Annotated in this window: 14 protein-coding genes; 6 read left to right on the top strand and 8 right to left on the bottom strand. The window is 39.3% G+C overall.

Going from position 1 to position 13,823, the window contains the following annotated elements; translation table 11 throughout:
• Entirely contained in the window at nucleotides 1-2,466 is a 2,466-nt protein-coding gene (gene uvrA, locus WQ54_RS04805; protein WP_046512884.1) for an excinuclease ABC subunit UvrA, read from the bottom strand.
• A 146-nt stretch (nucleotides 2,467-2,612) separates the two neighbouring features.
• On the opposite strand from uvrA, the gene WQ54_RS04800 reads away from it, so the two are divergent.
• Nucleotides 2,613-3,365, top strand: coding sequence for a MerR family transcriptional regulator (locus WQ54_RS04800; RefSeq protein WP_046512881.1), 753 nt, complete (start codon nucleotides 2,613-2,615; stop codon nucleotides 3,363-3,365).
• A 46-nt stretch (nucleotides 3,366-3,411) separates the two neighbouring features.
• Here the strand turns inward: WQ54_RS04800 and WQ54_RS04795 are convergent, their stop codons facing one another.
• Both WQ54_RS04795 and WQ54_RS04790 read right to left on the bottom strand, forming a co-directional pair.
• On the bottom strand, nucleotides 3,412-4,092 hold the full coding sequence (locus WQ54_RS04795; RefSeq protein ID WP_046512880.1) for a DUF3169 family protein: 681 nt from the start codon (nucleotides 4,090-4,092) through the stop codon (nucleotides 3,412-3,414).
• Nucleotides 4,092-4,295 (bottom strand): helix-turn-helix transcriptional regulator, encoded by a 204-nt coding sequence (locus WQ54_RS04790; protein ID WP_046512878.1) that lies wholly within the window; start codon nucleotides 4,293-4,295, stop codon nucleotides 4,092-4,094. Before WQ54_RS04790 ends, WQ54_RS04795 begins: the two co-directional genes overlap by 1 nt.
• A 203-nt stretch (nucleotides 4,296-4,498) precedes the next feature.
• Between WQ54_RS04790 and WQ54_RS34570 the strand changes: the two genes are divergently transcribed.
• The 3 genes from WQ54_RS34570 to WQ54_RS04775 all read left to right on the top strand — a co-directional run bounded on the left by WQ54_RS34570 (nucleotide 4,499) and on the right by WQ54_RS04775 (nucleotide 6,765).
• The gene (locus WQ54_RS34570) at nucleotides 4,499-4,816 is read left to right on the top strand and encodes an RDD family protein (protein WP_231597450.1); all 318 of its coding nucleotides are present in this window, start codon (nucleotides 4,499-4,501) and stop codon (nucleotides 4,814-4,816) included.
• A 616-nt stretch (nucleotides 4,817-5,432) separates the two neighbouring features.
• The gene (locus tag WQ54_RS04780) at nucleotides 5,433-5,780 is read left to right on the top strand and encodes a PadR family transcriptional regulator (RefSeq protein ID WP_046512874.1); all 348 of its coding nucleotides are present in this window, start codon (nucleotides 5,433-5,435) and stop codon (nucleotides 5,778-5,780) included.
• Nucleotides 5,767-6,765 (top strand): hypothetical protein, encoded by a 999-nt coding sequence (locus tag WQ54_RS04775; RefSeq protein WP_046512873.1) that lies wholly within the window; start codon nucleotides 5,767-5,769, stop codon nucleotides 6,763-6,765. Before WQ54_RS04780 ends, WQ54_RS04775 begins: the two co-directional genes overlap by 14 nt.
• A 165-nt stretch (nucleotides 6,766-6,930) precedes the next feature.
• Here the strand turns inward: WQ54_RS04775 and WQ54_RS04770 are convergent, their stop codons facing one another.
• Nucleotides 6,931-7,488: a hypothetical protein gene (locus WQ54_RS04770; RefSeq protein WP_052737664.1), complete on the bottom strand. Its 558-nt coding sequence runs from the start codon at nucleotides 7,486-7,488 to the stop codon at nucleotides 6,931-6,933.
• Between the two features lie 682 nt (nucleotides 7,489-8,170).
• On the opposite strand from WQ54_RS04770, the gene WQ54_RS35585 reads away from it, so the two are divergent.
• Complete coding sequence (locus tag WQ54_RS35585; protein WP_084821830.1) at nucleotides 8,171-8,395, top strand: aminoglycoside adenylyltransferase domain-containing protein; 225 nt, start codon at nucleotides 8,171-8,173, stop codon at nucleotides 8,393-8,395.
• A gap of 52 nt (nucleotides 8,396-8,447) precedes the next feature.
• Here WQ54_RS35585 and WQ54_RS04760 read toward each other — a convergent pair whose 3' ends face one another.
• Together WQ54_RS04760 and WQ54_RS04755 are read right to left on the bottom strand one after the other, a co-directional pair.
• Nucleotides 8,448-9,731 (bottom strand): hypothetical protein, encoded by a 1,284-nt coding sequence (locus tag WQ54_RS04760; protein WP_046512871.1) that lies wholly within the window; start codon nucleotides 9,729-9,731, stop codon nucleotides 8,448-8,450.
• On the bottom strand, nucleotides 9,731-10,405 hold the full coding sequence (locus WQ54_RS04755) for a hypothetical protein (protein ID WP_046512868.1): 675 nt from the start codon (nucleotides 10,403-10,405) through the stop codon (nucleotides 9,731-9,733). Before WQ54_RS04755 ends, WQ54_RS04760 begins: the two co-directional genes overlap by 1 nt.
• Before the next feature lie 233 nt (nucleotides 10,406-10,638).
• Here WQ54_RS04755 and WQ54_RS04750 point away from each other — a divergent pair, with 233 nt between their 5' ends.
• Nucleotides 10,639-11,142 (top strand): ferritin, encoded by a 504-nt coding sequence (locus WQ54_RS04750; protein ID WP_046512865.1) that lies wholly within the window; start codon nucleotides 10,639-10,641, stop codon nucleotides 11,140-11,142.
• An 839-nt stretch (nucleotides 11,143-11,981) separates the two neighbouring features.
• On the opposite strand, the gene WQ54_RS04745 is transcribed toward WQ54_RS04750, so the two are convergent.
• Together WQ54_RS04745 and WQ54_RS04740 are read right to left on the bottom strand one after the other, a co-directional pair.
• On the bottom strand, nucleotides 11,982-12,755 hold the full coding sequence (locus WQ54_RS04745) for an SH3 domain-containing protein (RefSeq protein ID WP_046512862.1): 774 nt from the start codon (nucleotides 12,753-12,755) through the stop codon (nucleotides 11,982-11,984).
• 5 nt (nucleotides 12,756-12,760) lie between these two features.
• Nucleotides 12,761-13,687, bottom strand: a complete 927-nt coding sequence (locus WQ54_RS04740) for a hypothetical protein (protein ID WP_046512859.1) — start codon at nucleotides 13,685-13,687, stop codon at nucleotides 12,761-12,763.
• Between the last annotated feature and the right edge of the window lie 136 nt (nucleotides 13,688-13,823).

The following is a 13,823-nucleotide window of genomic DNA, read 5'->3' as shown; positions in this document are numbered from 1 at the left end:
TTAGGTAAAGGTTAAAAATTTTCCAGTATGTGATTCTTTAGCAAGAGCAATTTGCTCAGGAGTCCCTTCGGCAACAACTTGTCCGCCAGCTGCTCCGCCTTCTGGCCCAATGTCAATTACCCAATCTGAAGCCCGGATCATCTCCAATGTATGTTCTACGACAATAACCGTGTTGCCGGCATCAACCAATCTGTTTAAGAGATGAAGCAGCTTGTTTACATCTGATGGATGAAGTCCTGTTGTCGGTTCATCGAGCAGATAAAGGGTATGGTTTGCATTTTGTTTATATAATTCTTTTGCTAATTTCAGCCGCTGACCTTCCCCGCCGGATAAAGTTGTCACCGATTGTCCCCAGTTTAGGTAGCCTAATCCTACTTCACACAAGACCTCAATAATCGGTCCGATTTTTTTAACATCCTTAAACAGAATGCGACTTTCTTCAATTGTCAAATCAAGTATCGAAGAAATGCTTTGCCCTTTATAAGTAATGGCAAGAATGAAGTCTTTGAATCGTTTTCCATGACAAACCGGACATTTTACCTCTAGATCCGGCAGGAAATGCATGTTTGTTGTCACAAACCCTAGTCCTTGGCAATGTTCACATCTTCCTCCAGGGGTGTTAAAGGAAAAATCCTTTGGCTTTAAGTTGTTTTTCTTCGCTTCAGGCAGGGAAGAAAAAAGATTTCGGATGAATGTGAAAGCATCTGTATATGTTGCGACATTTGATCGCTGCATACGTGTTAGCGGTGATTGGTCGACCGTAATCATGCTTTCAATAAATTCAAAACCGGTTATCCGATCACAGCCATTAGCGGGTCTATTTTTTCCAGACGAAAGGACATCAAAAACTAAACTCGATTTTCCAGAACCAGAAACACCTGTGACAGAAATAAAGGTGCCAAGCGGAAAGGAAACAGTCATATTTTTTAAATTATGTTTCGTTGCATTGTGAATTGTTAAAAATTGCCCATTACCGGTACGCCGATTGAAATGGGAGCTCAGTGGGTTGTTTAAGCATGCACCTGTAATCGACTGATCCTGTTTCATTAGCTGCTGGACAGTTCCTTCGCCAACGACTGTTCCGCCGTATTTCCCAGCGCCAGGTCCGATGTCAATGATATGATCTGCTCCTCGCATCATTTCTTCATCATGTTCAATCACTAAAACCGTATTTCCAAGATCCCTTAGTTCTTTCATAACGTTCAACAGCCCGTGCGTATCTTTAGGGTGCAGCCCTGCTGTTGGTTCATCAAGAATATAAAGGACACCCGTCAAGCCGGACCCTAGAATCGTTGCCAATCTTAATCGCTGTGCTTCTCCGCCCGAAAGAGTAATGGTTTGGCGATCTAATGAGAGATAGCCTAACCCAACATGGATAATCCGGGTTACTTTTGTTTTTAATTCGTGCAGCAAGGCTTCAACCATGTGCATACTATCAGAAGATAACGTTTGCTGAAGCTCAAGGATCCATAGGAGAATATCTTCGAGAGACCACTTTGTCAGAGTCGTAATTGAGGTTCCTGCTATGACGACTTGACGACTTTCATCTCTTAACCGATCTCCCAAGCAATCTGGACATACTTTGGAGGTAAATAATTGAGCTTCACCAGACTGACCGCCTTTTTCCCGGTATCTTCTCCAAATCCCTGTCACTACTCCTTCAAATTTACCCTGACTAACCGTTTTTGGAAGCTTTTTATTTGGAAAATAGGCAGTGAACACTTCACTTTCCACGCCATAATATAAAAGATCCTTTTGTATGTCAGTAAACTCCTTCAATGGTAAGTTAAGGTCGAGGGGGATGCCGTAATAATGAGCTGCTGCCTTTAAAATGCTCAACTGATATTCACGGAATTGGCCCTTCCAGATCCGGACACAGTCTTTATTTAGACTAGCTTCCTCATCAAAAACAAATGTGAAATCCAGCTCAGCAACGTTTCCTAGACCATCACAGGCAGGACAGGCTCCATCTGGTTTGTTAAAGGAGAAATGGCTGCGTGTTAATTTTTCTAACCGTTGTTTGCAATGAGGACAATCAATAAATTGTTTAAAACCAGCATCCTCCTCATACATTTCTTTATCAAATCGGGGTGGAATCATGTTATGGCAATTTGGACAATGACGTTCTCCGAGCTTTTCATAAATCACACGTAAGTAGGTGTACATATCTGTCGTGGTACCAACTGTTGAACGAGGGTTACGGTTCGTGATGTGCTGACCTATACTGATTGAAGGGGACAATCCAATGATGGAATCTACCTTGGGCTTACTGACAGCATCTGTTGTCATACCCATTGATTCCATGTATTGCCGCTGACATTCTCTTTGAAGGGTATCTAATGCTAACGTTGATTTTCCGGAACCTGATGGTCCTGTTAGTAAAACGAGCTTATTTTTTGGGATTTGAAGTGAAATGTTCTTCAAATTGTGCTCACGCGCACCATTAATTTTAATAAATTGATTCAAGTATTTCCCTCCTAAAATTTTATTTACACATCCATTCTACAACATTCATGCAAATGCTAATGTTAAAGGGAATTTATGTTGATATAATAAGAAATAAGCCGTCATGGTTATTTAAGGTTTTACAGGAATGTTTGGAGGGATATAACATGTATAAACCAATTGAGATTGCCAAGAGGCTTGGCATAAGTACAAGTGCTCTGCGCCATTATGAATCCTGGGGAATTGTGCCAAAGGCTGAACGGAAAGAAAATGGGTACCGAATCTATACAGAGGAGCATGCAGCTTATTTTGATTGTATACGTGCAATGAATGCAGGATTTGGTATGAAGCTGGTACGGGAAATTATGCCCTTGATTCAAGAAAGGAACATAACCGATGCGTTATGGCGGGTAAGTGAGGTTCAGGCTGAGTTATATGAGGATAAAAAGAAGGCTGAGCAAGCATTAAAAATACTTGAGCAGGATCGGATCGATGAAGTGGTTAAGCCCATGCCGAAAAAGAATTGGTATTCAATCAGAGAAGCAGCAGAAGCCATTGGTGCAGCCAATTCCACCTTAAGGCACTGGGAAAAGGAAGGATTAATCGAGCCGGAGCGGGATCCCGAAAACGGATATCGAAAATATACGAGAAATGATGTAAGAAAATTATTAGTCATCCGCACGCTTCAAAACGCTGTCTACTCATTGGATGTAGTAAAGGACGTACTGGCCGAAATGGATAAGCATAATCTAGCTGAAGCGATAAGAATAACAAGAGAATCACTCGTGTACTTGGATTATTTAGTGAAGGTACAATTGCGCGGGCTGAGTTATTTATATCAGTTATGCGCGATGGTAGAAGAGGGAAAAAACGATTATTCTTATTTAAAAAATTCAATCTGCAAAAATACCCCTTTTTGATCAAAGAGCAGGAGTTTTTGCAGATTTTAATACAGAACGATTTACATTACTTATTCCGAACAGCAAAACAATACTTTCCATTCACAAGCAATAAAACTATACTCATGATGATAATAGAGAAAAGCTGAGAGTTGCCTGTAGAAAGGGAATAGAGTGTTGAAAGGACAATGCCGGAAATTAACGCAACACTTAATAATTGATAAGCTTTGTAAAGTCCGATTAGCATGACATGTTTTTCACCTTCATCTGACATATCCAAGAGCTTTTCTGAATAATTCGGTTCTGAAATGCTTGGAAGATTCCGTTCAGGATATACGAGTTGCATTAAACTTGTAATTAAAGCAGCGAGTATATAACTAAGAATCAATGTGACAACCGAAATAATGGTGAAGACTAATTTTTGTGAAGTAATAACAGTTATACATAAAGCTAAAACCGAAAGTGTATTACTCATCTGAACAAAAAATGAGTAATCCATGAATTTCTTATACATTAATACATCTGCTTCATCTTCTTCATCCCCTGTAAATTGGGTATGATTCAGCTTCTTTATTTGTCGATAAAGGAATACACTCAATCCCAAAAGGATGAAAATCATGACAAGAATACTTATGACGATTGTATCGGCATAGTTTGAGAAGTCAAATGTAAAATAATTCAGCAAAAGTATAGCCGCAATAAATCCAACTGCACCACTTATTACTAATTGTATCCAAACTTTTTTCATTACACTTCATCCTCCTCAAACATAAATACATTTTCCACAGGTTCCTTAAAAATACGGGCAATCCGAACGGCAATTAAAAGTGAAGGAATGAATTCTTCGCGTTCAATTAAACTAATCGTTTGTCTTGAAACTTTTGCAAGCTTCGCAAGCTGGGTCTGATTTAATCCATCCCGTGCCCGAAGCTCCTTTAGACGACTTTTCAAATGGAATCACCTCTTAATTGCATTGTAAGCGATAATATTCATTTTGACAACTGTATTTGTCAAAATGAATACTATTCTAGTCATTATTCGGTATTTTTGAGGATGGATTAGCATGATGTCCTGAGTGAATACGAAATAAATTGATTTTAATTTTAATATAGTTGAAAGGAAGAGGCTTTTGAGGAAGAAAGGGGTAGTTCACGATGTCTTATGCATCCTTTAAACTACGCATTTACGCTTTCTTATTAGATTATCTTGTAATCGTGCTATACGGTATTTTTGTTGTAGGTTCCATTTCATTGTTATTTCGATCTTATATCAATCCCTTATTTTCAAACTCGCCAGTAATCGCTCAAATAACAGGTTTTTTCATGATAACGCTGCCTGTTTCGCTTTATTTTATACTGTCAGAGAGCTCTAAATGGCAAGGAACTCTAGGAAAGAAAAAAATGGGTATCCGTGTTGTCGATGTTAACGGGAAGCGTATTGGATCGGGCGCTCGACATGTCGAACAGCGATAAAGTTTCTTCCTTGGGAGGTTGCTCATTTTGGGATATGGCGCTTAATACTTCCGAGTGAATTTTCAGAGATAACCGTTTATGTGATCCTAACTACTGTTAATCTTGCAATCTTACTATATATGCTAATTCCTCTCACTACTAAACGAAAGAAAAATGTTTATGACTTTGTAGCAGGGACGAATGTAGTTATATGAGTTATAGAAGTTTCTTATTTTGGTTAAAAGAACCAGTGGTTTTGTCTAACAGAGTGGTTATCAAGGCCCTTTTGGTTAAAAGAACCAGTGGTTTTGTCTAACAGAGCGGTTCTCAAGGCCATTTTGATTAAAAGAATCAGTGGTTTTGTCCGATAGGTCCGTTCTCAAGGCCATTTTGGTTAAAAGAACCAAGTGTTTTGTCCTTCATCCTGGCTCTCAAAGACATTTCGTACCAGAAACAAAAAAGAAACCACATTTTAGTAAGATCTAATTTGTGGTTTCTTTTTATTTTATTTTTTCTCAACTGGAAATTTTTAACCAATATTAATTAATTTCAATTGATTTTGTAACAACAATAGTGTACGATACATAGTATAAAACATATACTGTATGACATATAGTAATAAAAATGAGGTGGGTGAATGAGTCAATTATTGAATTCATTAACGACAGAGCTTAGGAGAGGAACGTTGACATTAGCGGTTTTAAGTCAATTGCAAACCCCCCAATATGGATATTCACTTGTCCAGTTATTGGAGGGATCAGGTATTGCCATTGATCAGAGTACATTATATCCATTGCTGCGCCGTTTAGAAAAACAGGAATTGGTATCGAGCAGCTGGGATACATCTGAGAGCAGACCACGTAAGTACTATGTTTTGAGTGATTATGGGGTGGAGATCTTTTTGGAGTTAAAAAAGGAATGGCTTAAGAATTCTCAAGAGCTTTATAGCTTATTAAAGGGGGAAGAAGGTAATGAATTTAATTGAGGTTTATATTCATGAAGTAACGAGAAGGCTGCCGGAAAAAAATCGAGAGGATATTGCACTTGAGTTACGGTCAACCATAGAGGATATGCTGCCTGATGATTCCAGTGAAGAGGATGTAAAGGCGGTTCTTGAAAAATTAGGAAGTCCAGTCACATTGGCAAGCGGTTATCGTGATCAGCCAATGCACCTTATTGGTCCGCGTTATTTTGATGTATATATGTCGTTATTAAAAATGATTTTACCGATTGCCGCGGTGATTTCATTGATTTCAATTATTGCTGAATATTTTATCGGTTACAATGGTCAGGAAGCAGTAATTAATGTGGTTCTCGATATTACAGGGTTTGGCATATGGAGAATGATTGAAGTAGGAATCCAAACTTTCTTTTGGCTAACGCTTGTGTTTGCTGTGATCGAAAGGACAGATAAAGGAAAAGATGTGCAGCCATTAACAGCAAGCCTTCAAAAATGGACTCCTGATGATTTGAAAAATATTGCTTATATCCCTAAGAAAAAGGCTATTTCGAAATGCGAAGTATTTGGGAGTTTAATGTGGACGGCGATCTGGGCAACGCTTTATTTTTATGCGTATCATCTTGTAGGTATTTATGAAGGTGGCGGAGATAGGCTTGAATTGGTGGCTCCGGCTTTCAATCAAGAGGTGCTTCTTCAATATTGGCCGATCGTTGTAATTGTCATCGGTTTGGAAATCGCATTAGCCATCTATAAATTGATAAAGGGACAATGGACGAGAAAAATGGCCATAAGCAATACGGTCCTTCAGCTACTTGGAACGGTCGTTTTTATCATCATCCTACTAAATACAAATATACTGAGTCATGATTTCATTACCTATATGACAGATTTATTTACGATTACCTCTAATGAATTAAAAGCATGGATCATCGGCGGTGGCATTTTCCTCTTTATGATTTCAGCTGTCATCAATGTATTTGATGGCTTTCGCAAGGCAAGCATTCGTTAATCCTTGTTTGTGACATAACGTGTGCATAGGGTAAAAAAGGTTTGAAGATTGAAATCTCAGGCTGCCGAAAACACTGGCAGTCTTTTTCTTTGTCTGTAGGCACAAAGTTTCTATACCCTACATTACATATCCTATCTTTTTTGATATTCTGCCATCACAAATCTCTTAAACGTTTCGATTAAAATGCCCATAATCGATGATTATGATATCCCCATCATTGGATAATGCTAAATTCTCTGGATTTAAATCCCCGGGTCTGATTCCGTTTTCTCTAAATTCCTTAATTAATGCTGAAATCTTTTTCCGATGATCCAGGTCATCGGGTACTTGTTGCGACATTTTTTCCATGATCATCCATCCATGTCCAAATGCTTTCACCGGACATAAGTGTTTCCGTAAATCTTGGGAACAATTTCTGTATAAATGAACTTCCGTTGCATTGCAATCAAGCCCCTGTCTTCTGATGGCTACTTTTAATACATACCCATTATTAAGATCAAAAACGACTCGAAAAACCCCATAACCTATTACTTTATATTCCAGCCCTAGTATTTTCTTTGCATTACTCACTATCATGTCTGTAGATTGGTGTCGGTAATGATCCATTTCGTCCAGCCATAAGCGGATGGATCGCCGTTCATCTTCAAGTAGAAAAGATTGTTGAAACGAACTAGCTTCGTTAGAATGCCCTCTGCCTATTTTATTATTGTAAAATAGAGACATAACATCATTGTCCCTCCTTTATTCTATTAAGATATGCTATGTGAAAAAGGCAGAGTTTGTTTAAAGGCTATTACCTGTTTTCTTATAGAGATTCCATTCATTCCTCAAAGGGTACTCATTCTAATAAAGACAATTTCCATATAAATCTAGAATGAATAGCGGAAATAAAATACATAAGGAGAATGGAGATGACTACTTATTAAAACCAAATTGTTCGAGTTTCGTAGAATAATTACCTGATCATTTAGTTGGTGTATATTTGCATAGATCCCTTGCCATGTGGTGTTTTAATCCCGAATAAAGTGATGTGTATATATTGGTGATCGTGAAGCAAGAACGTTCGGACGAAGCGAAAAGGAATATCATTAAAAAATGATGAAAATGAACGATTTAACCATCTCAACCAATTAGACATGAGTATCTTGCTAGAACGATATTTACTGGATTTTGAATTGTATTATTTTCAGCCCCACTATCTACTAGATAAGGAGTATATTTGTGGAGGGGAAGGTTTTTATAACCCTGACTTAGCGGGACATATTGTGATTACCTATTATCGTGGAAAGACATTATATGGTGAAGATCTGAAAAAGGTATTCAAGCCAATCAAAAGGGGTTATCATGACATAAAACATGCGAGGGAAGAAATTACAGAGAATCCTGTATACTATACCTTTAAATTATGCCGAGTCCTTATTATTTACAAGAAGGGGCCAATGCATCTAAGAAAGAAGGAGGAGAATGGACAAGACGTTTTCTTCCAAAGGAATGTAAAATGGTAGTCGAGTGTTGTCTAAATAGGTATATGGAAAAAAGAAACGAAGGTTTAGATGTGAGTCATACGGATTTCATTCAATTTGCCGAGTGGATGGTAAAGTTTGAAAGAGGTGTCAGTTTGCAAAGATGAACCACCATCCTACACCTTTATAGGAAAGATGGTGGTTCTATACTAATTGACTTTATTTTTCAATCAAGCCTATCAAAAATGCTTCCCATTTTTCACGCTTCGAGAGGGCTTTGAACGCCGATTTCTTAATCTCACCAGGCTTCATTTCAGTTACAAAGCTGGCGTTGTTTTGCGGTACGCTGTTCGGCGATAGCATCATCACTTGTCCAGTTTTGGCGCCTTTCGTTATTTCATGGATTCCGTTGAAGTCAAGGCCAGTTTGCATGGTTTGCTTAGTGATTTTGCCATTTACATTTAGTCGATATCCAACATTATTTTTCTTGCCATGAAGTGCTTGATCGGAAAGTGTCGGTACCCCGATTGCTTCAGCTGTCACGACAGAAACAGCAGCTTGTGAGCCGATTGCGAGTGTTTCAGATTGTGTGGTTAATTGGCCTTCAAAAGGATAGTGATTTTTTTGGCCGATCTCAGGTTCTTTTGCCGGATATGGACTAATTTGTCCAAGCGTTCCTTCGAGCGGTTTTTTCTCGCCTGCAACATTTGCGGTAAACTTCATGCCTGTTTCGGCTTTTTTAAACTGGGCTTCTGTCAGATTACCTTTAACCGTCAGAGCATGTGAAGCGATGGTGACGACTGGGTTCTCCAGCTTGTTATCTACCTTTTTGACAATCCCATCTATTTCACTTACAAGGACGGCTGTTTCACTTTGTTCGTTAAGGTGGCTTAGCTGGCTATCATATTTTTCTACCACTGCTTCAAGCTTGCTTTTTTCGAGCTCCTGTCGGTAAATCTCCTGCTGGATTACACTGATGATCATATCTGAGGAGGTATTTTCATCAATGTTTAGATCCTCATTTAAGTTTTCATTTTCGTCAAAGTTCAGGTCTTCCTCAAAGGTGGTCATTGTTTCTACACCTGTTGAGGAAGAGGGGATGGATGCTTGATAATCCTCTAATGAGCTGATATAGTCGTCGATTCCCAAGATTTCACTCTCTGTTTGCTCTTTTTCTGCCTCAAGTGTTTCGCGCAGTTGATCCAGTTCAGGTGTTGTGTATTCTAACAATGGAGTACCTGTTGTTACTTCATCACCTTCTTTTACGAGAAAGCGCTGAAATTCTTTGTCTTCACCTTGAAAATAAACACCCACCTCTTCTTGAGGCAACATAATGGCCTTGGTATCAAAGGTTTCAACGACATCATCTTTCTGTACGTGAGTCCACTTTTCAACATGAACCGTACGCTGAACCTTGCTGTCTTCTTTTCCGATTAAAAAGACATTTAAGCCAATGAAGACGATTGTCACAGCTGTCAGCGAGATGATCTTCCATTTTTTCATCACAACCACCCCCTTACTAGGACTGGAATTTCAAGAAATGACATGAATGCTGTGATGATCCAAATAAAAACATACACAAACACGATGAGGATAAGTGTTCCATATTTATTCTTTTCAGTTAAATTTTTTAGATAATAATAGAGATAGCTGATTGCTAGTAAGTCAAACAGCGTTATTGCTCCAAAAACATGCTGCCAAAAGTCATGATCGATTATATATTGGCCGATCACGCCGAAGGAGAGGGGATTGCTTAGCTGATTCAGGTCAAAGAAAACAAGAACTGGGATTGTGATCGCTTGTCCGACTAAATGAATCACAAACACGAACATTTGCACAATCACGGCCTTCATGTATGAAATATCCAGCATCAGCCAGAAAATAAAAGCGATAAACCAAATAAAGAGTGTTGTATATAAAAGGCTTGAAGCAAGCTCTCCGCCAAGGAGTAACAGTTTGCCGGCTTCATATTCGGCAATCGTGCTGTCTGTAATGGCTCCAGAATAAGACTCTGTTCCAATTCCGTAATAGGTGCTGATGGCAAAGAAGAGTAAACTAAGCAGATATACCGATAACAGTCTAGGGGCCAATCCTGAAAGAGCTTCAGCTTTTTGTAGTTGATAAAGGCTTGTCCCGGGCTGAAAGAGTCCTTTAAATAGTTTCATCTGGTATAACATATTTGGTCCCCTTTTTCATAATAATTCATCTCTCCCCATTTTATCTTAGGTTGAAGGAAAAGTGAGTAACAATTTGACATTTTCTATGAAAAATCGGGCAATTGTCACAAAATAAGCAATGTTGTAGAGTAAAAGGTTATGAGTTTTCTTTGTTTTGTATAAATCAAGCTGTCATTTTTCATAAGAAAGAATCGAATGTGATAAACTAATGTCTATATAGGAGGGATGCTTTTATGATTAGTGAAAAGCTGGTAAAAGGATTAGTAAAACAAATGAATTATGAGTTTTATTCTGCACATTCCTATTTAGGGATGGCGGCTTATTGCTCTGCGGAGAGCCTGGATGGATTTGCAAACTTCTTTCTTGTTCAAGCAGAAGAAGAACGTTATCATGCAATGAAATTTTATAACTTTATCAATGATATGGGAGAGCGTGCTATTGTGGAAGGATTCCCAGGTCCGAATAACGATTTTCATTCAGTTCTTGATGTGTTTGAAAAGGGACTTCAGCATGAAAAAGAGGTAACCCGCCGCATCTATGAGCTTGCTGATATTGCCTTAGATGAACGCGAACATGCGACAATGACCTTTTTAAAATGGTTTATTGAAGAACAGGTTGAAGAAGAAGCAACCTTTGATAATCTCATTCAAAAGCTGAAACGAATTGAATCTGACAGCAATGCGTTCTTCATGCTTGATAATGAACTTGGGAAACGGACGTTTGTGCCAGAGGGATAAGGTTTTTTACGAGAGAACAAGAAGAGCACAGTTAAAAGGAACAAACGCGATCTATTTTTTATGGGTAAAGTCCAATAGAAACGGCTGAAGGACCAAATGTTGTCGAAAAGCGCTCAAAGTGTCTAATCTATTTGTAGCTGAAGGCCCAATCACTGAGGTGAAGCGAAAGAAAAGTCCTTCATAAGTCGTCTGAAGTCCAAAACTCCGAGGTGAAACGGAAGAAAAGTCCTTCATAAAGTGTCTGAAGTCCAAAACTTTAAGTAGAAGCGAAAGAAAGGTCCTTCATAAAGGGTCTGAAGTCCAAAACTTTAAGTAGAAGCGAAAGAAAAGTCCTTCATAAAGGGACTGAAGGCCAAAACTCTGAGGTGAAGCTGAAGAAAGGTCTTTCATAAAGTGTCTGAAGTCCAAAACTCTGAGGTGAAACGGAAGAAAAGTCCTTCATAAAGCGTCTGAAGTCCAAAATTCGATGGAAAAGCGCGCGAACTGTCCAACATAAAGGCTCTAAGGCCAAAACTCAATGGAAAAGCGTTCGAAGTGTCCAATATAAAGGCTCTAAAGGCCAGAACTCCGTGGAAAAGCTTTCGAAATGTCCAATATAAAGGGGCTGAGGGCCAAAACTCTATGAAAAAGCGTTCAAAGTGTCCCATATAAAGGCTCTAAAGGTCAAGACCGCATGAAAAAGCAAAAGAAACGTCCTACATAAAAGCTCAAAAGGCCAAAACTCCTCAGATATGCTGGAGTTTTGGCCTCTTGTAGTTCTTGAAAATGTGTCCTGGGATTTAAGAAGTGAAAACTTCACAAAGCCCCAGCGATCTAACCAATGATATCAGAGTGTCTTTTTACGTTTTCTCTACAATCCTCTCAGATATCCAGCCTTGTGTGCCGGATTCGGTTTCGACCTTTAGCCAGGTAATGCCTTTGTCATCTGTTGCTTCTTCATCTAAGTAGGTGATGGTTTCGCCTGTGTTTATTTCGGCAACAACTTTTCCGTTCAGGGATGGGGTGGCCCTGATGTTTCCACCTTCATTATATTCTTCCTTTAGCTGCAGCTCTTTCGGATTGATTGATTCCACCGTTTCCAGCAGCTTGCCTGGGAGTTGAGGCATCTCAAAACCAAGGGTTTTCTGAACCTTTTCTTTCATCACCCATGCATCAAATTTATGCCATGTTTTTGAATAGGCTTGGGTTGGGTTATTGATTATAGCAAGCGGCAAAAGAATGGCTAGAACAAATGCAGCGATGCGAAATGTCCTTTTCAAACGGACTTTGTGCCGGGTTTTTCTCCTTGCAAGGACTTCGGTTTTGCTAAAGCCTTTTAAAAGGATGGCACATGTATCTTCCAAAAAATCCACCCAGGCCGGGATGTCGTGGCAGCCTGCGAGTCTTCTATTTGTCAAATGGCGATGAATCCATACCATCAGCGGATAGGACAGCAGTTCAATCGCTTTTTTTGAAAGGAGGCTGAACCAACCGATCAGCTTTGGCAGGAGGCCGACAAGAAGCGGCCTTGCGATGATCATCCCAAAATAGGTGACGATCGCAATCCTTAACCAAACCGGCAGGAATGACAGTGGGACCCAAAGCCAAAATACTTGATTGATAATGGTTTCCACAGCTCTTACTCCCCTTTAGTTGTATGATACATATTCCTTGTTTCATCATATGGGTCTACCACGCTTTGTTCATATGAAGCGGGCTTGTCTCCGCTGAATGGTTCATGTGGAAAATAGGCTTTGATTTTTGCAAGCTGCTGTTTTACCTCAACTTCATTGACTGTTGGATCGAGCAACAGTTTTCTGACCTGGTCTTGCACTTCAAGGCGGAATGCTTCCTCATGCTGTAATCGGTTCTTCACAATGGCCAAGGCATCTTGGTTTTCTTCAGCGATCAATAATGCTGTGAGGAGATCACCTGATTCAATCGCTTCTTGGATGCTTATTGCCAAAGCTCGGGCTTTATTTCGTTTTTTCTCACTGCGGTACAGCTCTAATTCATCTTCTTGATCAATGGCTCTGAATTTCTTATCATGTGCTTGATCATCCTCGCTCTGTTTGACAAGTACGTTGATATCCTTAATTGCAACCCCGACCTGTTTTAAGCCGGATACCATTGAGGAATGCTCATGCAGGTCCTCGATATGCCGCTTTACTCGTTTTGATTCAGTAATGGGATAATCAACCGTAATTTCCTCCAGCCAATAAGGCAGTTTCTTTTTCATATAGCTGACAATTTCCCCGGCATCCTGCTGAATCAGCGAGATGGGGTCAACAACCTTGTAATCAATTGATAGATCAACAAGGAATTGGCGTCCGCGATCTTGTGAAGGAACCTCTTTTTCATAATGAAAATTCAATGTCGACATGTTGACTATATACACTTTGTTGTATTTTCCTGCGCGCAGATCACTGCGGGAAATACGATCGCCGTTTTTCACAACTAAATAATTATTTTCAGCATTTGTGTAGACAAACGCCTGTGTCATGGATGAAGCTGGCGGCTTTTCAAAAAAGCTAAATTTAACAGGTTGTACATCAATTAAATTCATCTGTTATCCTCCTTTTTCATCTCTCTCTATCACTTATAAAAAGGCTGTTCGTTTAGCAGCTTGTTTTCTCCTATTCTCTTATTCATTCTATGCATGAATGATTTCCTTATGCAAGGTTGAGAGCCCCCGCTTTTAT

Source organism: Bacillus sp. SA1-12, assembly GCF_000981385.1.
Taxonomy (GTDB): Bacteria; Bacillota; Bacilli; order Bacillales; family Bacillaceae; genus Metabacillus.
Note: the sequence above shows the minus strand (reverse complement) of the source record. Positions and strands in the feature narration are given on the sequence as shown.